The following is a 23,251-nucleotide window of genomic DNA, read 5'->3' on the forward strand; positions in this document are numbered from 1 at the left end:
AGGATGGTTATGAAAGTGCATTCAGAACTGAAGGGGAATGAATTGCAGCCCGCATATGTGAAACCAACGAAAGCCCGTTTTGGAATATTGATTCTGTTGTTTTTTATTACCGCTATTAATTATATTGATCGAGCCAGTGTGTCCATTGTTGCGCCTGCTATTCAATCTTCATTGCAATTAAATCCTGCTTTATTAGGTCTGATTTTTTCGGCATTTAGCTGGACATATACAGCGATGCAAATTCCAGGCGGTTTTATTCTCGATAAATTTGGCTCAAAGGTAACGTATGGGATATCACTCGTTACTTGGTCTATTTTTACAGGCTTACAAGCGTTTGCGAACAGCTTTGCCTTTTTATTTGGCTGCCGTTTGTTTATTGGGATTACAGAATCTCCCGCATTTCCTGCAAATAATCGTATTGTCACTACATGGTTTCCAAGGCGGGAACGGGCTTTTGCAACAGGAGTATACACAGCTGGAGAGTATGTGGGTCTTGCATTTGCGACACCTCTTCTTTTTTGGATCATGACGACTTTCGATTGGAGAACCGTCTTTATTACGGCAGGTGCGCTCGGTATCATATTTGCTTTCTTTTGGTACAAGTATTATCACGAACCGAAAGAGCATCCGAAGATAAATGAAGATGAGTTAGAATTAATCCGGCAAGGCGAAGGGCTGACCGTCGCATCACAGGAGAAGCTGAAATGGGCAGACTTTGCCGCCCTTCTGAAATATCGTAAATTGATCGGGCTCTATATTGGCCAATTCTCTGTTGCGTCTACACTTTTTTTCTTTTTAACATGGTTTCCGACCTATTTAGCAGAGGCGAAAAACATGGCGTTTCTCAAGGTAGGTTTTGCTGCTTCTCTTCCTTATATTGCTGCATTCTTTGGGGTCTTGTTTGGAGGTTATGTGTCTGATTGGCTGCTTAAAAAGGGCGTATCAGTGAATGTAGCGAGAAAGCTGCCGGTAGTGGTTGGCTTGCTGATGACGAGTACCATTGTTTTAGCAAACTTTACAACGAATATCCCGCTTGTGCTGACCATTTTATCCATCGCTTCATTTGCGCAAGGACTGTCTAATATCTCTTGGACGATGCTGTCCGAGGTGGCACCGAGGGAAATGGTTGGGCTTGCTGGCGGCGTATTTAACTTTTTTGCTAATTTAGCTGGAATCATCACTCCGCTGATTATCGGATTCATCGTGTCGGCGACAGGCTCTTACAACGGGGGAATTTTATTCGTCAGTTTAGTCGCATTAGGCGGGGCATTGTCGTACATTTTCATCGTAGGTAAAATTGAACGTATTCAATTAAAACCGTAGCGGGAAAGCAAAAGAGAACTCATATCAAGACGAGTTCTCTTTTTTTATGAATAAAAAATAACGGTGATAACTGTTGCACATGTGATACCCATGATGATATAAAAGCCAGCAAACCAAATATTCCAACGCGTGATACGGTAAGGGTTGACCTTCATCAAATCTGCTAATAGGGAGACAGAAACATTAAAAGGACTAAACATGACAGTTGATGTGCCAGCAACGATAAGCATGATAGCAATGGGAAGAGCAGGCAGTTCATGAATGACAGGTGTCATCATGCTGACTAATAAAGCAAGCGAGACGAGTGGATGAAAACCGCAAAGGGCGGTGATCAGAAAATATAACCCAATGACACAATAAACCCAAATGGCATGGTCTGATATACTGACAATAAATGCTTGAATTGGCTGCATACTATTCGTGGCAAGCAGCATATCGACAAAGAAGCCGGCACTTAAAAATAGACACATATAGTTGGAGAGCTGATTGGTTCTTTCTTTCCAATGAGGCACAGAGACCGCTATATATTGTTTTCTTTTTTTGATAACAGATGAGAATAATAGTGCAAATGGAATAATCGTCAGTACCACAGCGAATAAATAGCCTTTTCCAATCCATGCATCGACAAGTGAGACGGCTGTCATAAAACTCAGCAGCATGAAAGAGAGCTGAAGGGTTTTTCGCTTAATTCGATGAGGGTTGGAGTTTATTTGTGCTGACTGAATGATGTTTGGTAATCGTTTGCTTTGCCGAGAAAAAAGCATCCAATCTGCCGCCAGCACCACGATCATTAAACCAAAAGTAATGGGTGCAATTTGATAATATTTTAGTTTGGTTGCATCAATGGTGACGCTGACTAGCACTTCAACAGGACTCCAGCTTAAACATAATGCATATGACCTTAAGAGGTTGCGTGTATAAAGATGTTGCTGCACCTGTTTTTTTAGGGATTCCAGCGACGGTTTGAGTGATGTATATAGTAAGGGGATCGTCGCGATATTTAAAAACATGCCAAGAATATGAGTGACAAATGAACTCTTGCGATAAAGCTGGTTTGGACTCGTTGTATGCAGTGTGAGCAGTTTATTTAATTGTGTATCGAAATGTCCAACATGTATGAGAGAATGAATAAAAGGCAGCATGAAAAATAGAGAAAGCAAGCCTAGCATGGAATGAAAGTGAAGAACAAACGTATGCAATGGCTGGCCGGATAAGAAGAATAAGAACAAACCAATGATGAGAAACACAGCACCTGTTTTCAAATAAAGCCCACTGGCTTTCTTAAAAGAAATGGTGAGCGAGATAGCGGCCAGCAGACCAACAAAGTAGGAGAGTATGGGAGCAGGAAATAGTTGATGAACAATATATAAGCTAATCAGAAGTGTAAAAACGACCAGGTACATTCAAATATCTCCTCCATCAAACATCTTCAATTGATTTTATTCCGTCTAGTAGAATTTGTTTTCTTTTAGTGGAACATTTAAAATGGATTATAGCAAAATCGATCGTTTATGTCGATAAGAAATCAAAGGGGAAAAGGAGAAAGTGAACATGGCTGATAAGAAGTCAAAAGAAGAATCAGGACTGCGTACGGTTCAGCGCGCTTTGGATATTCTTTCTTGTTTTAGTGAAGAACGTCAAGAGCTGACGCTAACGGATATTTCAAAAGAGATGAATTTAGCAATGTCTACGACAACGAGACTGCTCAAGGCACTTGAAATGAATCATTTTGTGGAAAAGAATCAAGAAACAATGAAATACCGATTGGGTCAAAGGCTTTATCTTCTCGGATACATTGCAGGGAAGTCCATTCAATTGAGAGAACTGGCTAAACCACTCATGTACGCACTTCGTGATGAAACAAAGGAAACCGTCAACCTGTATGTACTCGATTCAACAAGCAGGGTTTGTATTGAACAAGCGGAAGGGCTGCAATCGATTCGGCATCTTGTCAAGATTGGTGAGAAGCTGCCATTGTACGCAGGTGCAGGCGGAAAGGTATTATTGGCATTTCAAAGTGAAGAATTTCAACAAAAAGTATTTGCGGCTGAGGCTGATCATGTGATGGGAGACGACTGGAAAAAGGAACGTAAACATATTCTTGACACGTATACTTCTTGCAGTATCGATGAACGAGAGGTAGGATCTGCGGCAGTAGCGGCACCAATCTTTAATATTCATGGGGAAGTGAAAGCTTGTTTATCCATATCTGGTCCAACCCATCGGTTTACTGAAGAAGTCATTCCCCAGCTGCAGCAAAAAGTGAAAGAACAAGCACAGAGGCTCTCTGAACAGCTCGGCTACGTCGTTAAACACAATTTTTAAGATGGTCTATCTTTTCGCGCTCCATTTATCATATAATAGAAACATTATGTAGCATTCCTTGTCGTAGGGAGGACGTGTCACGACCATGAAAATCAATAGAGAAATTCCTGTAAGACAGCGGAATATTGTCCTCATTGGCTTTATGGGTGTTGGAAAAACAACCATTGGGCAGCTGGTTGCCAAAAAGCTATATAGAGATTTTATTGATGTCGATCAGGAGATTGAGAAAAAGTACAACATGACGATTCCAGAGATGTTTCAGCAAAAAGGAGAAGCATTCTTCAGGCAGGCTGAAAAGGATTATATCGTCGATTTATGTGAACATACACAGCTCAAGATCGTTTCCCTTGGAGGCGGTGCATTCAAACAGGAGGAAATCAAACGCGCCTGCTTGAAGCATTGTACCGTTCTTTTCCTAGACCTGTCTTGGGAGAATTGGAAGCAGCGGCTGGATATTTTAATCGAAAATCGCCCTGTTCTTCACAACCGGACGCTTGATGAGATGAAAGAGCTGTTTGAAGAACGCCGGGAAATTTATTCTCTTCATAACTCCAGAGTGGAAACAGATCATTTAGAGGCTGAGGAAGTCGCCAATTATATTGTGGACACACTCAAGCTTGGCTGGGATTTATATTCGAAATAAAAAAAGTCTACCGTTTAGGGTAGACTTTTTTCTATTGATTCCTTTCCTCTTTGTACATATGATGATGTTTTGACAATCAAAATATTTTTATCCTTTATTTGGTGTGTGGCCGGTTGGGAAAAGCGGTAATCCTGCTTCAATCAGTTCATGAGGATGATGTTTTTGATATAGATCATTTCCTTTTTTGAAAAAATAAAATAGTATCTAAATTTTCATAATAGTTTTTTGAATTATTATAATATTTAAAAAACAGTGTTGACATCTTTGCTGATGACATTCTATGATTGTTTACGTAAACGCTTACCGTAAACGTTTACTATAATCGAATGGGGGAGGAATTTGTTAATGAAAAATAAAGAAAAATGGAGCGGTGTATTCCCGGCAGTCTTAATTCCTTTTAAAGATGACTATTCAATTGATGAACCTGCTTTTCGTAAGCTTGTTCGCTGGGTGGCGGAGCACGAAGGGATTAATGGGATTGTTGTCAATGGACATACTGGCGAGATTATGACTTTGCTGCCACATGAACGAGCTGAGGCTGTGCGCATTGCAGCCGACGAATTAAAGGGAGAGATACCTGTCATTTCTGGGGTTTCAGCTGAAGGGACAATTGAAGCGATCCAGCATGCAAAAGCAGTTCAAGAAGCTGGCGGAGAAGGTATTCTTCTCATGCCGCCGCATTCATGGCTGAGATTCGGTATGCAGCCTGAATCACCTGTCCAATTCTTTAAAGATGTTGCAGAAGCAATTGACATTTCAATCATCGTCCATCAATATCCAACATGGACAAAAACCTCTTATACAACCAGTCAATTATTAGAAATGTCGGAGATTCCAAACGTTGTCTCATTTAAAATCGGTCAAAGAGACATGGCACAATATGAAGTCGATGTGCGCGCACTGAAAAAGCATGCACCAGATGTATCGTTGCTCACATGTCACGATGAATATTTATTGCCAACATTAGTTCAAGGGATTGATGGGGCGCTTGTCGGTTTCGGCTGTTTTGTGCCGGATTTGATCGCTGAACTTGTCAAATGTGTGGAAGAACAAGACCTTGCAGCGGCTAATAAAGTGTACGATAGAATCTTTGAATTAAAGCATGCTGTGTATAAAATGGATGAACCTTCCTCTACCTCTCATCTGCGAATGAAGGAAGCAATGTTCCAGAGAGGTTTGATCAGCAGTTCACTTGCGAGGAAGCCGGTATTACCTTTAACTCAAAACGAAAAAGAAGAGATTCGTCTGGGCCTTCAAAGTGTTGGTTTGCTTAAGGAAAACGTCAGTAGATAACAGACCATTGATTTCATGATGAAGGTGAGTCAGGTTATAATAGAGTATAAAACAACAGACTCCCGGAGGTATGAAATGTGTCAGTAAGTATTAAAGATGTCGCATTGAAAGCAGGAGTATCTATAGCCTCTGTTTCCCGAGTATTAAGTGGTAAACCAGGAGTAGGTGCTCAAACGGCTGAAAGAATCAAACAAGTGATTGATGAGTTAGGCTACCGTCCTAATTTAGGAGCGAGAGGGCTCGTTAAAAGAAAGACTGGGAATATCGCTGTAGTGGTTCCTCGCGGTTCATATATTTTGAATAATCCATTTTTTTCAACGATTTTAGATGGAATAGCGAAGGAATTAGATGAGACCGAATTCAATATGCTGATGTCATTTACATCTGTACAACAGCAGCGATTACTTGAGACGCAGGCTGTAGATGGTGCCATTTTATTTTCTCCAAGAAATGAAGAATTGAGCATGGATTGGTTAAAAAGTTTGGCTATTCCCATTATCGTTGTCGGAAGTTACTTAGAGGATTCTCCATTTCCATGTGTCAGGCCAGATGATGAAGAAGGTGTTTGTCAATCTGTAACGGCCTTATTTGATAAAGGTCATCGAACCATTGGGCTGGTGAATGGTCCAATGAGTTCGATGCATAGTGTGAGGTATTACAAGGGGTACGAGCGTACACTGAAAAGTTTAGGATTAACAATGAACAAAGAGCTTGTGTTTGAGTTAGATGAATTTGATGGGGGAAAAGTAGTAGAAGTGGTTTCTCAATTTCTTCAAGGAAACCAGCACATGACTGGAGTTGTTTGCTCTTCAGATTTTTTGGCGATGGGGGTCATGAAAGCGGCAGATAACGCAAATGTGTCAATACCTCATGATTTGTCTGTCGTTGGTGCTGATGATGTGCCTATTGCAAGTTTTCTAACCCCTTCTTTATCTTCTGTTCATGTTGATTTAGTTGGAATGGGAAGAAAAGCTGTTTCTTTACTAACACAGTTATTGGAAGGAGAACAGTTAGAAGCGATGGAGCATATCTTCCCTATGTATTATATAGATCGTGGCACCACTGGAACGCCAAAAAAGAATTGATAGATGCTGAAAACTCGTATGAACGCTACAGAATTTCTCTTGATTTAAAATGTAAGCGATTTCTTTAGCGGTCTTCGGCATGTACTTTTGCATCATTTCCTCTAATAAGGAGGAGATACTATGACGTTAGAACTCAGCGGAAATTCAAATTCTCACGGTGGGCAAGTTGTTGATAGAGCTTCACAACTATTGACTAGGATGGAAAGTGTACCTTTTTCGAGGTGGCATTTAAAACCTCGGATCATTATGGGATCTGCTACCTTTTTTGATGCGTTTGATGCGCTATCTTTAGCGTTTGTTCTCCCGGTTCTCATCGGAATGTGGAATTTGTCACCTGCTCAAATTGGCCTTCTTATTGGGTCTGGTTATATCGGACAAGCGATTGGTGCTATTTTCTTTGGATGGTTAGCAGAAAGGCGCGGCCGTGTATTTAGTGCAAAGTGGACGGTGTTCCTCATGTCTATTATGAGTATCGCATGTGTATTTTCAGGTAATTTTATGGCCCTTTTTATTTTCCGTTTTATACAAGGAATTGGAGTTGGAGGAGAGGTGCCGGTAGCAGCCTCATATATTAATGAGTTGTCTAGAGCCCAAGGAAGAGGTAGATTTTTTATGCTTTATGAGATGATTTTTCCATTAGGATTAATGATCTCAGCTCAAATTGGCGCATTTGTCGTACCTAGCTTTGGGTGGAAATGGATGTTCTTGATTGGAGGCATTGGAGGTTTAATCGTCTTTGTATTCTTTTTCATGCTGCGTGAATCGCCAAGGTGGCTTATTTCGAAAGGCAGGTTAGATGAAGCCGAAAGAATTATTGAAGAAATTGAAGCTAGTACTGACAAACGAATGCCTGTCGCAAATCAAGTATCCAGCAGTACTGAAAAGGGCGACTGGAAAGAGCTATTTTCAACTTTTTACCGTAAGAGAACATTGATCGTATGGGGACTATGGTTTTCTGCCTACTTTGTATCGAATGGTTTAAATAACTGGTTACCGAGTCTTTATAATACTGTTTACCATTTGCCAGTCGGAGATTCATTAAGGGCAGCATCTCTCACAAATATTTTACAGACCATAGGGGTATTCGCTTGTGCATTTTTAATTGATAAAGTAGGACGGAAGCGCTGGGCAACCATTGCATTTGTATTAACAGGTGTTTTATTAACGGCTTTATGGATCAGCGGAGCGACTTCTCCAGAAAGCGTCATCTATTTAGGGTCTGCTGCTTACGGAATGATGGGAACAATTACAGTTCTTCTCTATCTATATACACCTGAAATTTATCCAACACGTATGAGGGTGATTGGAACGGCATTTGCTACAGCGTGGCTTAGGCTGGCCTCAGCGATCGCTCCTATTATGATAGGTTTTATTTTAGAGGTAAGCGGTGTTTCAACTATTTTTATTCTTTTTGCAAGTGTGACTGTAGTGGGAGCAATTCTTGCTTTTAAAATGATAGAAACGCGCGAGAAAGTATTAGAGGATATTGCACCGTAAGTTACGTTTGCAGTAAAGAACTTATTCCAAAGAGGGTAGGTTCTTTTTTATTCAGAGAATCTAAAATGCCTAACCTATCTCCGTTCATTTATCATATAATAGAGACATGATGTAGCCCTCCTTGTCGTGAGAAGGGACGTGTCACGAACGTAAAAAGCAATACCTGTGAAGATGTATATTTGAAATAAAAAGTCTACCGACGATGGTAGACTTTTTCTATCAGTTTAATGCTTGATTCCTTGAAGCAATGCAGCTTTTAAACAGAAAGAAATGGGCTGATGCTGTGCATCGAATTGAAGTTGAAACAGCTGCTTTGTGTCAGGGTCTGCGGCTTGAAGGTGGGAAACGATCTCCTTTTGAACGTTCTCTGGTGCGCGTCCACGTATAATCCAGTCCTGATAATCAATGTGCAGATCCCAGTAACGAATCTCGTTTTGAGTCAATTGGTTTGCTGCGAAAAGCTCTTTCCATTCTGATAACGAGCTTTCCCGCACATGAGAGGGATCTCTCAGTCTATTTAAGTGATTAATAAATGAATCCTGTGCAGTGTTTTCAGGTGCATAATGATCGACGAGCAGAAATTGGCCGCCTTTTTTTAAGACTCGGCTGATTTCAGACATGGCTGCCGGAAGGTCTGGAAAATGGTGAGCGGCAAATCGGCACGTCACTAAATCAAATGATTCATCAGAGAAGGGCAATGCTTCTGCGGCTGCCTGCTCAAAAGTAATGTGGGTCAGCTGGCGTTCTTCAGCAAGTGCTTCAGCAACCTCGATCATCTTTTGTGTGACATCAATACCGATTCCTTTAGAGATGACGTCTGAAAAGGAAAAAACGGTATGTCCTGCCGCACAGCCAATATCAAGTAAATGCTCATGTCCCGTCGCATTTGCTGCTGTTTTCATCCATTCCAGCTCTTCTCCGGCTGCAAATATAGGTGAATCTCGATAGTTCTCGGCATTTTGTGAGAATTGGTTCTCTGCTTTAGCATATGGATTCATTTCTTTTCCCCCCTTTGTGGTCTCTTTATCGTAGAATTCCTTCTGTTATTTGTCTAAGACATAAAAGATATGGCATGAATAGTTAAAACCTATGAGGTGATGAAAGTGGATATACGAATGATGGAATATGTCATAGAAGTGTACCGGCAGCAAAGTTTTACAAAAGCAGCGGATCAACTTCATATTGCACAGCCTTCTCTAAGCCAGCAAATAAAGAAGCTGGAAGAGGAATTAGACACACCAATATTTATTCGAAAATATGGACAAGTAACGCCCACACCTCAAGGGAGACGATTCATTAAAAGGGCTGAGAATATTTTGAAGGAAAGAGATGATTTGCTGCGTGAAATGGGAGAAGCAGCTTATGAAATCGGGAAAGAGCTGAACATTGGAGCGCCAGCAGTGACAGGGGGATATGTCTTGCCCGGTTTATTAAAAACCTTTTGTCAAACGTATCCTCATGTTCACGTTCAACTGATAGAAGAGTCTCCGCGTGAGCTCGAAAAACTTCTATTGGCTGGAAAGCTGGATTTGGCTATTTTATCGATGCCTGTCGAGCACGAATCATTGAAAACGAAACAAATGCTGACAGAGCCGCTCCTTCTTGCAGTTCCGCAAGCTGCTCAGCCCTGGTTATCAGAGGCATTGAACGAGATCATTGAGCAGGCAGGGCAAAAAGAGACCGGTCACGAAATCGTTCCCTTTCGGCTTCTTGAAGGTATCCCATTTATTTTGTTGAAAGAGGGATACGGTTTTCGGCAAGTGGTCACAGAACTGTGCCGTCATCACGGTTTTCAGCCAAAAGTGGCTTTTGAAACAAGCCATATTCAAACAGCACAGGCATTGGTCAAAAACGAACTAGGGGTGACCGTTGTGCCGAAAATGGTGGCACAAGAGGATAGGAACCAAGTCACTTATTTGCAAATTGATTCATGCCCAACCCGCACACTTGTGTTTGCATATGTGGAAGAAAGGTATTTAACGAAAGCCGCTCAAGCCTTCATGGACCTATATCAGAATCAAGGGAAAGCTTAAACAAACGTTTAATTAAACGCAAAAAGCAGGGGAGCACCCTGCTTTTTAATATAAGTCCAGACGCTGATCCGTCATAACCGGAATTTGCTGCCTGACTTCATCCACTAGCTGAAGATCAATTTCAGCATAATAAATGTCTTCGTCATCGCTTGTTTCAAGCAGTATGCGGCCGAGTGGATCAATCACCATGGAGTGTCCAGGGAATTCTGTGTCTCTGCTTGTGCCTGTTCTGTTTACAGCAATCATAAATGACTGGTTTTCAATCGCTCTTGCAATGAGCAGGCTGCGCCAATGATTCACTCTGGCTGACGGCCATTGCGCTGTATTGACGAGGATCTTCGCCCCTTTGTTCACAAGTGTTCTAGAAAGCTGCGGGAAGCGGAGGTCATAGCAGATCATTGCGCCAATTTTCACATCTTCACTATAGTCAAATAAACCAAGCTGATCACCAGCGGTTAAATAGTTGTGCTCATCCATTAGACGGAACAAGTGAATTTTATCATAATCTAACAGAAGCTCACCTTGGCGGTTAAAGACATACATCGTGTTGGTGATGTTTTCATCTTCTGTTCGCTTATTTAAGACACTGCCTGCGATGAGATACACTTGATGCTTACGGGCAAAGGAGGAAAAGAGCTGTATTGTGCGTTCACCGTTTACATCCGCAAGCTGATCGGCTTGCTCAAGGGCGTAGCCGGTATTCCACATTTCGGGTAAAATGATCAGGTCAGGCTGCTCGTGAATTGCTTCTTCTAAGAAAGCTTCTGCTTTTTTAAAGTTCAATTCAGGTTCTCCAATTTGTACATCCATTTGGATAAGGGCGACTTTCATAGGGATTCCTCCTTTTTTCGCTATATGTCATGTGAAAATTCATGAACGATCGATCATCTTCATGAATATATTGTAAAGGATGATTCTGTCTGAGAACATCTAGTCTTTATGGTCAGTTTCTTTATCATAAAGGTTTCCATCATCTTTGCCAATAGAAATGTCAGAAGGTTTTGTTAAATGACTTTCTCAATCAAGAAATGAGTGGTATGATATATATAACTAATAAAACAAAGGGGAATAGTAGGATATGCAATTGTTCGATTTATCATTAGAAGATCTAAAAAAATATAAACCAAAGAAAACAGCACGTCCTGATTTCTCAGACTTTTGGAAGGCATCTCTTGAAGAACTGCGTCAAGTGAAGGCAGATCCAGCGCTTGAACCTTATGACTATCCAGTGAAAGGGGTCAAGGTGTACCGCCTGACGTATCAAAGCTTTGGGCATTCTCGAATTGAAGGCTGGTACGCGGTACCAGATCAATCAGGTCCGCATCCAGCGCTCGTTCGTTTTCATGGCTATAATGCCAGCTATGATGGCGGCATTCACGACATTGTCAACTGGGCGCTGCATGGCTATGCGACATTTGGTATGCTCGTCCGCGGTCAAGGCGGCAGTGAAGATCAGGCAGTGACACCAGGCGGTCACGCTTTGGGATGGATGACAAAAGGCATTTTATCAAAGGAAACCTACTATTATCGAGGTGTTTATTTAGATACGGTTCGTGCACTCGAAGTCATTCAGTCCTTCCCAGAAGTGGATAAACAACGGATCGGCGTGATTGGTGGAAGCCAAGGGGGTGCATTAGCGGTAGCCGCTGCAGCCCTTTCAGACATTCCGAAGGTCGTCGTGGCAGATTACCCTTATTTATCAAACTTCGAGCGTGCAGTGGATGTGGCATTGGAGCAGCCTTATTTAGAAATCAATTCATACTTTCGAAGAAATAGTGATCCAAAAGTGGAAGAAAAGGCATTTGAGACATTAAGCTATTTTGATTTAATCAATTTAGCTGGATGGGTCAAACAGCCAACATTGATGGCGATCGGTCTGATTGACAAAATAACCCCGCCATCTACTGTGTTTGCGGCATACAACCATTTAGAAGCAGAAAAAGACCTGAAGATATATCGCTATTTTGGACACGAGTTTATCCCGGCTTTTCAAACAGAGAAGCTCGCCTTCTTACAAAAGCACTTGCTCAAATAAAAAAACAAAGAGGCCGCTCTAGGAGGGCCTCTTTTTTAATAACTCGTATTCTGCCTCGTTTTTTCATCAGGCACTAACGCTGTGATGATCAGGGCAAGAGCTGTGATGATATGCAGGATGAATCCGAGTATCGGAATCCAGGCGAGGCAGGATGTGATAATCCCAATGATGCTGCCAATCATTGGTCCTTGGTCTCGCTTCGATAAGACGAGTGTGATAATATGCAGAATAAGCATGACTATGAGCGGTGAATAGCCATTGCTAATAATAAATAGTCCTCCGATGACAGGGATGGCAAGACAGGCTTCAAAAATCCCGGTGATCCATTTCATGATGCGAGATATAGACATGAGATCCAACTCCTTTTTCATATATGTCTTATTCGTATTTTACCAAATCGTGATGAAGTCATGCAGATTTCTATAGAAAGAGTTGATGGTTGATGAGAGAGAGAATCAAGGAAGAGCTGAAAATCATCGAAGAAACGTATGACGTCAAGATTTGCCTCGCGGTCGAATCAGGCAGCAGAGCATGGGGATTCCCTTCGACTGATAGTGACTACGATGTTCGTTTTTTATATGTGCCTCGAAAAGAATGGTATTGGGCGATGGAAGAGCATCGTGATGTCATTGAACGGCCGATTGATGACATGCTTGATATCAGCGGCTGGGAGCTTAGAAAGGCACTTCGCTTATTCAATAAATCGAATCCGTCCATCATGGAATGGCTGTCTTCTGACATCATCTATGCTGAATCCTTCTCTTTGGCAAAGCAGCTAAGAGAATTAAAGGATCGAGCGTTTTATCCCGCAGCATTGATGTATCATTACCTCAATATGGCGAAGCGGAATGAAAGCAGGCATTTACGAGGAGAGCAGGTGCGAATCAAGAAGTATTTCTATGTGCTTCGTCCGCTACTTGCCTGTCAGTGGATTGAACGCTACCGGACGGTTCCGCCGATGGACTTTCATGAACTGCTCGAGGAACTAGTGGAGGAAGGACCGCTTTTAGCGGAAATCCATGAGCTGCTCAAACGTAAAATGGACGGCGAAGAAATGGATGTAGAAAACCGCCTCGCTTATGTCCATCCATTTATCGACAAAGAGATCGAGCGATTTGATGAATTGGTGAAAAGCTACAATCAGCCGAAAGACAACCTGATGCAAGAATTAAATGAGCTGCTGCAGTCTACCCTTGATGAGGTGTGGGCGTAAGCAGGGAAGAGCCAGCCGGATCGCGGCAGGCTCTTTTTTATCTGTTATTGTGATAAAACCACAAAAAAAGTCAGAATTTTTGTCATCTTCAAATATTGTAGCGGACAGCTTATGAGCCTTACAATAAAGACATAGCTTACAAAGAGTGGGAGGTGCCCTTTATGGAGTCGGTCACAAGAAATTTCTTCTTGTTTTTGTCAAAGAGCAGTCTCTTGAACCATATTGCTCGTAATTGGGGAAGTGCTGTTGCATCTAAGAAAATCATCGGAGGGAAGGACTTTGAGAGTGCCATCCCTGTCATCAAACGATTAAATGACCAAGGAATGGCTGTGACAGTTGATCACCTTGGTGAGTTTGTCACAAAGGCAGAGATTGCAAATGAACGGACGACTGAGTGTATTCAAACTATTCAGCGGATTGCAGAGACGGGACTCAATTCTCACGTGTCACTCAAAATGACATCACTTGGCCTGGATATTGACGATGACCTTGTGTATCGCAATATGAAAAGGATTTTAGATACGGCAGAGAAGCAACGTATCATGGTGACAATCGATATGGAGGATGAACAGCGCTGTCAAAAAACGCTGGACATTTTTAAAGAGATGAAATCTCAATATGAGTATGTCAGTACGGTCTTGCAGGCGTATTTGTACAGAACAGAAAAGGATCTTGATGACATAAATAAGCTGCAGCCATTTTTAAGACTTGTAAAGGGTGCCTATAAGGAGTCCGCCGAAGTGGCGTATCCAAACAAAAAAGATGTCGATCAGAATTATCAAAAGCTGATCGAAAAGCAATTGCTCTCAGGAAACTATACAGCCATTGCGACACATGACGATCGAATGATTGAGTTCACGAAAAATATTGTGAAAAAACACAATATACAGACAAGTCAGTTCGAATTTCAAATGCTGTACGGCATGAGATCAGAAACACAGCAAGCACTTGTGCAAGAAGGCTATCAAATGAGGGTCTATACGCCGTATGGACGAGAGTGGTATGGCTACTACATGAGACGTCTTGCAGAACGGCCGGCAAACATTGCCTTTGCTTTAAAAGGATTGACGAAAAAATAATTTGAAACGGGAGCGTGACAAAAATGACAACACCTTACAAGCATGAACCATTCACGGATTTTAGCCAGGAAGAAAACCGCAAAGCGTTTGAACAAGCATTAGCTAAAGTAACAGAATCACTTGGTCAAACCTATCCGCTCGTGATTAATGGAGAAAGAATTGAAACGAAGGACAAGATTGTTTCGATCAATCCAGCGAAAAAGGATGAAGTGGTTGGAACTGTATCAAAGGCCGGGAAGGAAGAGGCAGAACAAGCGGTTCAAGCAGCAGCGAAAGCATTTGAAACATGGCGCTATACGTCTCCTGAAGAAAGAGCAGGCGTATTATTCCGTGCTGCGGCAAGCATTCGCCGTAAAAAGCATGAGTATTCAGCCCTTCTTGTAAAAGAAGCAGGTAAGCCTTGGAATGAAGCGGATGCAGATACAGCAGAAGCGATTGACTTCCTAGAGTATTACGCTCGTCAAATGCTGGAGCTGGCGAAAGGCAAACCAGTGAACAGCCGCGAAGGGGAACGCAATCAATATGTGTACACACCAACTGGCGTGACGCTCGTCATTCCGCCGTGGAACTTCTTATTTGCCATCATGGCCGGAACAACAGTAGCGCCAATCGTCACTGGGAATACAGTTGTTTTAAAACCAGCAAGTGCGACGCCTGTCATTGCAGCCCGTTTTGTGGAAGAGCTTGAGCAAGCCGGTCTTCCAAAGGGTGTTGTCAACTTTGTACCAGGAAGCGGAGCAGAAGTTGGGGATTACTTAGTAGATCATCCGAAAACAAGTCTGATTACATTCACTGGATCAAGAGAAGTAGGGACACGTATCTTTGAACGCGCGGCAAAAGTGCAGCCAGGCCAGCAGCAATTAAAACGTGTCATTGCTGAAATGGGCGGTAAGGATACAGTAGTTGTTGATGCGGATGCAGATGTTGAATTAGCGGCTAATGCCATTTTCACATCAGCCTTCGGGTTTTCAGGTCAAAAATGTTCAGCTGGATCGCGGGCAGTCGTCCATGAGAAGCTGTATGACCAAGTGGTTGAGCGAGTGAAGGAAATCACAGAAACGAAAACAACAGCCAATCCGCTTTCTGCGGATGTTTACATGGGACCTGTCATTGATCAAGCGTCCTTTGACAAGATCACGGATTATATCGAGGTTGGCAAACAGGAAGGCCGCTTAATCACTGGCGGAACGAGTGATGATTCGGAAGGATACTTTATCCACCCGACCATTTTTGCAGATCTTGAGCCGACTTCTCGTTTAATGCAAGAAGAAATCTTTGGACCAGTGTTGGCTTTCTCGAAAGTCTCAAGCTTTGATGAAGCACTTGAGGTAGCCAATAACACAGAATACGGTTTAACAGGTGCTGTCATTACGAATAATCGTGATCACATCAACCGTGCGAAGCAGGAGTTCCATGTGGGGAACCTTTACTTTAACCGTAACTGCACAGGTGCCATCGTTGGTTACCACCCATTCGGCGGCTTCAAAATGTCAGGAACGGATTCAAAAGCAGGCGGTCCAGATTACCTAGCTCTGCACATGCAGGCAAAAACGATTAGTGAAATGTTTTAATATGGAAAAAGCATGAACCTGCACTGATGGGTTCATGCTTTTTTTGCCTGTCTGCGACTTGTTTCTATACAAATCTGACTGGAAAGAAGTATGATAAATGTATCACTTAATCAGGGAGCAATCGGGATGGAAGAGATATTAGAAAAGCTGCATACATTTTTTGATGTCGATAAATTAATTGCATTTATTAGCGGATATTTAAAGAAGCCAGTCATTTTAGAAAGCACAGAGTGTCAGCTCCTTGCTTATAATTCTTACAGCATTCAGCAGTTTGACCCAGTCAATCAGCAAACGATTTTCTCAAAGGAATGCCCGGGATCTGTGGTCGATTGGTTAAAGAAAACAGGGGTAATCGAGCGGCTTTTCGCGGAATCAAAGCCTTTTTATGTGAGCGGTCATGACGAGCTTGGATTTAATCGGCGGGTGGCTGTGAGCGCCAAGCATAAACAAGAGGTAGTAGGCTTTATTTGGGTGCAGGACATTGAGGATTCCCTCACTCAGGAAGAGCTGCAATTTTTACACGAGGCTTCCTTTCAGGTTGGAAAAGTGATTTATAAGAATAAGAAACAGCTTGAGAAAAAGGAAGGCAAGATTGAAGAGTTTTTCAAAAAGGTCATGGATGATCATTTTTATACAGAAGAAGAGCTGAAATGGGAGGCTGAGAACTTAAGCATTCCACTGCCAGCCGTATTTACCGTTATGGTCGTGCACGCTGCCGATAACAAAAGTGAGACGGCAGAAGATGTGAAGGATGTCATTCGAACGTATTTGCAGCTAGAGGATAAAGTGAATCACGTCTATTCGGTTCAAGCAGATATCGTGGTTATATTAGGCAGCCTGTCAGATCGGCACTCACCGAAAGCGACTGCCGCTGATGTCATCGCACATCTGCAATCGAAAACGCATGCACATCCCTCCCCTTTGTATATCGGAATGGGAAGAGAGTATCGTGATGTCATGAAAATGAGTACAAGTCGATTTGAAGCGATAGAAGTCGTCAAGGCAGTGAAAATTGTTGGAGGACAAGACCTGATTCCATATGATTATGAGAATTTAGGGGTCTTCCGGTTTTTAGACTCCATTTACAGCCATCAAAAAAAGAAAAACGACTTCAATCCAGATTTGTTACGTTTGAAGGAAAAAGACCGCGAAAGTCAAACTTCGTTTTTAAAAACGCTTGAAGTCTACTTATTGAATAACTGCAAGTTAAAGCCAGCAGCGGAGCAGTTGTTTATTCATCAAAATACATTAAACTATCGAATGAAACAAATTTTTGACATGACGTCGATCGACTTAAGTCATTTTAGCCAGCGATGTGAGTTATTTATTGAATTGATGCTGATGAAAAAAGATCAATAATATATGATGGAATCCGCAGGTGCACGGATCACCTGCGGATTTTCATGTGACATGCGAAAATGGCATACAACTGATGTATTTCGTTGTATGATAGATAAAGATTTTATGAGAAAAATGAAAGGGGGGCCACCTTTGGGTTCAGTCACCTTAGCCATTTTGATTTTCATCATGACCCTCGTCCTTGTCATTTGGCAGCCAGGACGTGTCACCATAGGATGGTCAGCATGTGGGGGTGCCATTCTTGCGCTTGCCTTTGGCGTCGTTCATCTAGGCGATGTATGGGAAGTTACGCAAATTGTATGGAACGCCACCTTTGCTTTTATTGGTATTATTATCATTTCGTTAATTTTAGATGAGATCGGTTTTTTTGAGTGGGCTGCACTGCATATGGCAAAAGCTGCAAGAGGCAACGGTGTCCGCATGTTTATTTATTTAACATTGCTCGGCGCTGTTGTGGCTGCTTTTTTTGCAAACGATGGAGCGGCACTGATTTTGACCCCAATCGTCTTATCTGTCGTGAGAGCGTTGAAGCTGGATGAGCGCATGGTGCTACCTTTTGTGATGGCAAGCGGCTTTATTGCAGATACAACCTCCTTGCCATTTGTCATTAGTAACCTGGTCAATATCGTATCAGCCGACTATTTTCATATTGGTTTTCTAGAATATACAGCAAATATGTTCGTGCCAAACCTTGTGTCGCTTGGGGCGAGTATGCTGGTTCTGTATGTGTTTTACCGAAAGCTTATCCCAAAAACCTACGATCTGTCACAGGCGAAAGAGCCGGCATCAGCTATTCGAGATATCCGTATGTTCCGTTTGTCTTGGTATGTGCTCGGCTGTCTGCTTGTTGGTTATTTTGCGGGCGAGCTGATCGGTGTTCCAGTGTCCATTATTGTAGGCGGGATTGCTCTTGCTTTCTTGTGGCTGGCGAGAAGAAGTCCGCAAGTGGCGACAAAGCGAGTGATCAAAGAAGCGCCGTGGTCCATTGTATTTTTCTCGATCGGTATGTATGTCGTCGTATATGGACTGAAAAATGTTGGCCTTACTGAAATATTGGCGGCATGGATCGAGCAAGGGGCATCACATGGCTTGCTTGCAGGAACGATGTTTATGGGTGTACTTGCCGCAGTGCTGTCCTCTGTGATGAACAATCTGCCGACCGTTTTAATTGATGCGATTGCCATTGGACATACAGATACAGCAGGTGTCATGAGAGACGGGCTGATTTATGCCAATGTCATCGGCTCCAACCTTGGACCGAAAATGACCCCAATCGGTTCATTGGCGACATTGCTGTGGCTCCATGTCTTAAAGAAAAAAGGCGTCCATATCTCTTGGGGGGCTTACATGAAAGCCGGAATCATCCTGACCATCCCAACCTTGATCCTCACTTTACTCGGATTATATGTGTGGTTATGGCTTATTCATTAATTATCGTGTATAACAAACCCTCGCATTCGCCCGCAGGTCTTCGCTCCGGTGCTTAGGGCTGCAAAGGTTTTCTATCATGCTGAAAAGAGCAGATCCATGAGATCTGCTCTTTTTTTGCTACAGATATTTCGCATAGCGTTTTTCTAAAAAGTCCTGAAGCAATGAGACGACACTGCAAATGCCCCAGTAAATGAGTGCGACCAAAATATACATGGTCATATAATCGAATTCTCGTCCGCCTACAATTTTTGCTTGCTGGAAGAGCTCTGGTACAGTAATCATCGCTGCCAGTGAGGAAGCTTTGATTAAATCAAGCATGACATTGGTCAATGGCGGCAAGGCGATGCGGACGGATTGAGGCAAAATGACACCGCGCATCGTTTGCCAATAGCTGAGACCTAATGATTTAGCGGCTTCCACCTGTCCACTTGGTACAGAGGAGAGGGCCGCCCGATTAATTTCTGCAATATAGGCAGCACTATTGAAGCTGAACCCAATAATGGCGGCAGTGACCGCTGTAAACTCAATTCCGATATAAGGGAACCCAAAATAAAGAATAAACAAAATGACCAGAATGGGCACGCCTCGCATGAATGAGATATACATCCGTGCAGGCAACCGAAGAATCCATGAATTCGCCATCCTGGCAAGAGCGATAAAAAAACCAAGAATGGTACCAAAAAACATGCTCACAAAGGAAATGAGCAGCGTCAGCCAGATGCCTTTCATGACAAACGGAAATGACGCCTTTGCCAGTGCAGGATTAAATATATATTCTAAATGAATATCTCCCACGATTGCGGCTCCTTATTTGGAAATGTCGACATCTTCGACATCAGCATCAATTTTCTTTGAGACGTCTGCATGATTAAAGAATTTCTCAGAAATCTTTTTCATTGTTCCGTCTTTTTTCATGTCGCTTAATACACGATTCAATTCTTTTTGAAGCTCTTTGTTGTCCTTCTTCATGACAAATCCTTGTTCATTCGGCATGTATTTCAAGTCAGGGTGAATCGTAATATTTAATTTAGGAAATGCAGCAAGAGCCAGTGTCTGCAAGTAATAATCATTTAAAATGACATCTGTTCGGCCGTTTGCAACATCCTTTAAGTATTGCTCGTTTGTCGCATTATCATAAATGACTTCCTTTGCACCGTACTTACGAGCGACATCCATGTAAATCGTCGTGGCAGCACCTGCTGCTTTCTTTCCTTTTAAATCTTTTAAAGTTTTAATGCCAGATAAATCATCTTTCCGTACGATAGCCGTTCCGTAGGAATACTTATAAGGGGTTGAAAAGGCAAACTTGTCTTTTCTGTCATCTGTGATGTCGATATCATTTGCAGCGGCATCCACTTGACCAGAATTAATGGCGCTCAGCATCCCGTCATAACCCATTTCTTTAAATTCTACTTTCACATCAAGACGTTTAAACGCTTCTTTGACAACTTCTACTTCATAGCCAGTTAATCGATCCTTGCCATTAGAAGTATCATGATAAGAAGTTGGATAAAGGGTGCCTGAAGTTGCAACCACGATTTTTCCTTTCTTTTTAATCTCATCCCACTTTGTGTCTCCAGATTGAGATGAGCCTGATTGACTGCAAGCAGACATGATAAGGATGCAAGCAGATACAACAAGCATGATCCATATAGATTTTTTATGATAAAAACGACTCATTTAAGAATCCTCCTCTATTTTTTATACAAAACAAAACATAGCACGCTTTTTCTGATAGGACAACGTTTTCAGAAGAAAAGTGAAAAAGTAAGAATATTATAAGCAATTAGCGTGTTAAAATAATGTATAAAAAAGGAAAATGAGCGCAAAATAAAGGCGAATAAAGGAGGGAACAACAATGATGAAAAAAATAAGCGGTTTGATCATCTTGTCGATGATGCTGTTATTTGGTTTTCAGATAGAAACGGCTCATGGAGAAACACCTCAAATGGAAAAGCGCCCGGTGACACACCAAGTGAAATTAACAGCAGAACAACAAAAACAAATTGAAATCCTTGAGCAGCAAATTCTTTCTAAACGAAAAGCAGTCATTGAGAAATATGTACAGTATGGCGTGTTAACAAAGGAACAAGGCACACACATCACGAAACGAATGGATGAGCATTACAATCACTTGAAAAAGAACGGATTTGTTCCATTGCTGAAAAAACCACAGCACCATCGCCCATAATAATGATAAAACCGGCAGCGAGGTGCCGGTTTTTATTGTGATCAGAAGGTGAGACTTTCCCCATCTTGAGGGACAAAAATGGCTTGATCTGCATGATGCTCTTGAATGTAAGCTTCTAAAGCAGCTCTTGTTAACAAGCAATGATTCACAGCTTCAAGATGACAGGCGACAATTTGAGCTTTTGGCTGAGAACGGTGAATGTCTAAAATTTCTTCCTTAGTCATGGTAATCGGATCGCCTTCTAAAAATTGAGCAGCTCCGCTATTGACCACAATGACGTCTGGCTTGCATGTATTCACAACCTCTTTCGGTTCATCACACCAAATGGTATCACCTGCAATATAAAGGGTAGGTTCATCAGGGTGAGAGAAAACAAAACCGCTCACCTGCCCCATCCGCTTCGCTGTTTCTCTCGTTCCGTGCTGTCCACCTGTACGTTTAATATGAACGCCGCAAATGTCCATTTCATCTTCAATGCATGTGACATGCTGAAATCCAGCTTCTTCAACCTCTTTTCGATCCTTCTCCGATTGAGTATAAATTGGCCCATCTTGAGCTAATTTCCTTTTGGCCTCGTCGTCAAAGTGGTCCACATGTAAATGAGAGAGTAAGACAGCATCTGGGTGTAATAGACTGTCTAAATCAATGTTTACAGGAAGCTCCACAATAGGGTTGTTCAAATGTTGATTGGCTGTATGAGGGAACGGTGGATATGTTCCTTTTGCTGCCAAAAAGGGATCGATTAAAAAAGTTGAATGACCATAGTGAAGGTATAAAGTAGCATTGCGAATGAGTGTAATTTTCATAAAAAGGCCTCCTTTTTTTCTGATTAAGTTTACAGTATATTAAAAGAGTTCTATGTGACAGAGGATCATGAAAGTCTTTTATCGGAAGAGCTTGATTTTTGAAAGAGGTGAGCCAATGCTAGACCAAACAGATATGAATATTTTAAAAGAACTATCAAAGAACAGCCGATTAACGATGAAAGCTCTAGGTGAAAAAGTTCATTTAACCGGCCAAGCTGTTGCAAATCGGGTGTTAAAGCTAGAAGAAGAAGGCGTGATCGAAGCATATACCATTTCAATTGATTGGCAGACACAAAAGACGATTCAAACATTTTTGCAGCTCTATACCCGTAGTCATCATCATGAACCACTTCTGTCGTTTCTTTATGAAAAGGAAGAAATCAAGAATTTGTTCAAAATAAGTGGTGAGGGCTGTTATATGGCTGAAGGACATTTCTCGAGTCATGATGAGCTCGATCAGTTTTTAACGGAGCTGACAAATTACGCAAATTACAAACTGTCTATTGCGGTTAAACGTCTCATTCATCAATAATCGAAGAGACGCAGGAGGAAAAGGAACGATGCAAAAATTAATCGAAAATCAAGCTGAACCGATGACAAAGGAAACAATCAAAACAGACTTGGAACAACTTGGTGTGAAAAAGGGCATGATTTTATGTGTTCACTCATCTTTATCATCCATCGGCTGGGTAAACGGAGGCGCTGTAGCCGTCATACAAGCATTGATGGAAACCTTAACAGAAGAGGGGACACTCATTATGCCGGCACAAACGTTAGAGCTTTCTGATCCTGCCGATTGGATTGATCCGCCTGTTCCTTATTCGTGGTGGAAATCGATCAAAGAAACCATGCCTGCATTTGATCCAGCTTACACGACGCCAACAGCAATGGGAAAGGTAGCGGAAACATTTTGGAAATACCCAGGCGTGGCGAGAAGCAACCATCCCCATTTTTCATTCACAGCCTGGGGAAAAAGAAAACATGAAATTCTGAAACACCATGCACTTTCCTTCGGATTAGGAGAGCATTCGCCTCTTGGCCGCATGTATGATTTTCATGCTCAAGTGCTGCTGCTTGGTACAACATTTGAGAGCATGACAGCTTTTCATCTAGCTGAATACCGAATCCCTCAGCAGGACCTCATGACAAGAGGAGCCCCTATTTTAGAAAATGGGTGGAGGGTATGGAAAGAGTACCAAGATATCATCACAAGAGAAGAACTATTTGAACAGATTGGCCGTGATTTTCTGCAATCTGGAGGCATCCATCAGCACAATCAAATCGGACTTGCCAGTTCATATTTATTGCCAGTGAGAGAATCGGTAGACTATGCGGAAAAGTGGCTTGATTTATACGATCAGTCGTAA

23 protein-coding genes are annotated in these 23,251 nt (G+C 42.1%); 16 read left to right on the top strand and 7 right to left on the bottom strand.

The features are described 5' to 3' along the window. The first annotated feature begins 9 nt into the window (after positions 1–9). Positions 10–1,323: an MFS transporter gene (locus tag QR42_RS01790; protein ID WP_039176349.1), complete on the top strand. Its 1,314-nt coding sequence runs from the start codon at positions 10–12 to the stop codon at positions 1,321–1,323. A 44-nt stretch (positions 1,324–1,367) separates the two neighbouring features. Here QR42_RS01790 and QR42_RS01795 read toward each other — a convergent pair whose 3' ends face one another. Next, the gene (locus tag QR42_RS01795) at positions 1,368–2,726 is read right to left on the bottom strand and encodes a hypothetical protein (RefSeq protein WP_039176352.1); all 1,359 of its coding nucleotides are present in this window, start codon (positions 2,724–2,726) and stop codon (positions 1,368–1,370) included. Positions 2,727–2,874: 148 nt separating this feature from the next. On the opposite strand from QR42_RS01795, the gene QR42_RS01800 reads away from it, so the two are divergent. From QR42_RS01800 to QR42_RS01820, 5 genes are all read left to right on the top strand, one after another. Beyond that, positions 2,875–3,648, top strand: a complete 774-nt coding sequence (locus QR42_RS01800) for an IclR family transcriptional regulator (RefSeq protein WP_039176354.1) — start codon at positions 2,875–2,877, stop codon at positions 3,646–3,648. 85 nt (positions 3,649–3,733) lie between these two features. Further along, entirely contained in the window at positions 3,734–4,291 is a 558-nt protein-coding gene (locus QR42_RS01805) for a shikimate kinase (protein WP_003214270.1), read from the top strand. A gap of 345 nt (positions 4,292–4,636) precedes the next feature. Continuing rightward, the gene (locus QR42_RS01810) at positions 4,637–5,584 is read left to right on the top strand and encodes a dihydrodipicolinate synthase family protein (RefSeq protein WP_039176357.1); all 948 of its coding nucleotides are present in this window, start codon (positions 4,637–4,639) and stop codon (positions 5,582–5,584) included. 77 nt (positions 5,585–5,661) lie between these two features. Beyond that, a complete protein-coding gene (locus QR42_RS01815) occupies positions 5,662–6,669 on the top strand; it encodes a LacI family DNA-binding transcriptional regulator (RefSeq protein ID WP_039176360.1) in 1,008 nt (335 codons plus the stop codon). Positions 6,670–6,789: 120 nt separating this feature from the next. Continuing rightward, positions 6,790–8,166: an MFS transporter gene (locus QR42_RS01820; RefSeq protein ID WP_039176363.1), complete on the top strand. Its 1,377-nt coding sequence runs from the start codon at positions 6,790–6,792 to the stop codon at positions 8,164–8,166. 224 nt (positions 8,167–8,390) lie between these two features. Here the strand turns inward: QR42_RS01820 and QR42_RS01825 are convergent, their stop codons facing one another. Then, positions 8,391–9,164 carry a class I SAM-dependent methyltransferase gene (locus QR42_RS01825; RefSeq protein ID WP_039176365.1) on the bottom strand — a complete coding sequence of 258 codons (774 nt, stop codon included), beginning with the start codon at positions 9,162–9,164 and terminating at the stop codon, positions 8,391–8,393. Positions 9,165–9,281: 117 nt separating this feature from the next. Between QR42_RS01825 and QR42_RS01830 the strand changes: the two genes are divergently transcribed. Beyond that, positions 9,282–10,199 (top strand): LysR family transcriptional regulator, encoded by a 918-nt coding sequence (locus QR42_RS01830; RefSeq protein WP_039176368.1) that lies wholly within the window; start codon positions 9,282–9,284, stop codon positions 10,197–10,199. Between the two features lie 45 nt (positions 10,200–10,244). On the opposite strand, the gene QR42_RS01835 is transcribed toward QR42_RS01830, so the two are convergent. Continuing rightward, positions 10,245–11,030 carry a carbon-nitrogen family hydrolase gene (locus tag QR42_RS01835; RefSeq protein ID WP_039176371.1) on the bottom strand — a complete coding sequence of 262 codons (786 nt, stop codon included), beginning with the start codon at positions 11,028–11,030 and terminating at the stop codon, positions 10,245–10,247. A gap of 247 nt (positions 11,031–11,277) precedes the next feature. Between QR42_RS01835 and QR42_RS01840 the strand changes: the two genes are divergently transcribed. Next, positions 11,278–12,234, top strand: a complete 957-nt coding sequence (locus tag QR42_RS01840; protein WP_039176373.1) for an acetylxylan esterase — start codon at positions 11,278–11,280, stop codon at positions 12,232–12,234. Positions 12,235–12,269: 35 nt separating this feature from the next. Here the strand turns inward: QR42_RS01840 and QR42_RS01845 are convergent, their stop codons facing one another. Continuing rightward, a complete protein-coding gene (locus QR42_RS01845) occupies positions 12,270–12,584 on the bottom strand; it encodes a hypothetical protein (RefSeq protein ID WP_039176377.1) in 315 nt (104 codons plus the stop codon). 92 nt (positions 12,585–12,676) lie between these two features. Here QR42_RS01845 and QR42_RS01850 point away from each other — a divergent pair, with 92 nt between their 5' ends. The 5 genes from QR42_RS01850 to QR42_RS01870 all read left to right on the top strand — a co-directional run bounded on the left by QR42_RS01850 (position 12,677) and on the right by QR42_RS01870 (position 18,887). Then, on the top strand, positions 12,677–13,447 hold the full coding sequence (locus QR42_RS01850; RefSeq protein WP_039176379.1) for a nucleotidyltransferase domain-containing protein: 771 nt from the start codon (positions 12,677–12,679) through the stop codon (positions 13,445–13,447). A 161-nt stretch (positions 13,448–13,608) separates the two neighbouring features. After that, a complete protein-coding gene (locus tag QR42_RS01855; protein ID WP_039176382.1) occupies positions 13,609–14,526 on the top strand; it encodes a proline dehydrogenase family protein in 918 nt (305 codons plus the stop codon). A 23-nt stretch (positions 14,527–14,549) separates the two neighbouring features. Then, positions 14,550–16,097, top strand: coding sequence for an L-glutamate gamma-semialdehyde dehydrogenase (gene pruA, locus QR42_RS01860; protein ID WP_039176385.1), 1,548 nt, complete (start codon positions 14,550–14,552; stop codon positions 16,095–16,097). A 126-nt stretch (positions 16,098–16,223) separates the two neighbouring features. Then, positions 16,224–17,456 (top strand): PucR family transcriptional regulator, encoded by a 1,233-nt coding sequence (locus tag QR42_RS01865; protein WP_039176388.1) that lies wholly within the window; start codon positions 16,224–16,226, stop codon positions 17,454–17,456. Positions 17,457–17,588: 132 nt separating this feature from the next. Continuing rightward, positions 17,589–18,887: an arsenic transporter gene (locus tag QR42_RS01870; RefSeq protein WP_039176390.1), complete on the top strand. Its 1,299-nt coding sequence runs from the start codon at positions 17,589–17,591 to the stop codon at positions 18,885–18,887. Positions 18,888–19,004: 117 nt separating this feature from the next. Here QR42_RS01870 and QR42_RS01875 read toward each other — a convergent pair whose 3' ends face one another. After that, the gene (locus QR42_RS01875) at positions 19,005–19,682 is read right to left on the bottom strand and encodes an amino acid ABC transporter permease (protein WP_039176393.1); all 678 of its coding nucleotides are present in this window, start codon (positions 19,680–19,682) and stop codon (positions 19,005–19,007) included. Positions 19,683–19,694: 12 nt separating this feature from the next. Next, entirely contained in the window at positions 19,695–20,567 is an 873-nt protein-coding gene (locus QR42_RS01880; RefSeq protein WP_039176396.1) for a transporter substrate-binding domain-containing protein, read from the bottom strand. A gap of 181 nt (positions 20,568–20,748) precedes the next feature. Between QR42_RS01880 and QR42_RS01885 the strand changes: the two genes are divergently transcribed. After that, positions 20,749–21,078: a YckD family protein gene (locus QR42_RS01885; protein WP_039182972.1), complete on the top strand. Its 330-nt coding sequence runs from the start codon at positions 20,749–20,751 to the stop codon at positions 21,076–21,078. A gap of 41 nt (positions 21,079–21,119) precedes the next feature. Here the strand turns inward: QR42_RS01885 and QR42_RS01890 are convergent, their stop codons facing one another. Then, positions 21,120–21,884: an MBL fold metallo-hydrolase gene (locus tag QR42_RS01890; protein ID WP_039176398.1), complete on the bottom strand. Its 765-nt coding sequence runs from the start codon at positions 21,882–21,884 to the stop codon at positions 21,120–21,122. A gap of 115 nt (positions 21,885–21,999) precedes the next feature. On the opposite strand from QR42_RS01890, the gene QR42_RS01895 reads away from it, so the two are divergent. Together QR42_RS01895 and QR42_RS01900 are read left to right on the top strand one after the other, a co-directional pair. After that, complete coding sequence (locus QR42_RS01895; protein WP_039176401.1) at positions 22,000–22,416, top strand: Lrp/AsnC family transcriptional regulator; 417 nt, start codon at positions 22,000–22,002, stop codon at positions 22,414–22,416. A 28-nt stretch (positions 22,417–22,444) separates the two neighbouring features. Beyond that, a complete protein-coding gene (locus tag QR42_RS01900) occupies positions 22,445–23,251 on the top strand; it encodes an AAC(3) family N-acetyltransferase (protein ID WP_039176402.1) in 807 nt (268 codons plus the stop codon).

This window comes from Bacillus sp. WP8, assembly GCF_000800825.1.
In the GTDB taxonomy this organism is placed as follows: Bacteria; Bacillota; Bacilli; order Bacillales; family Bacillaceae; genus Bacillus; species Bacillus safensis.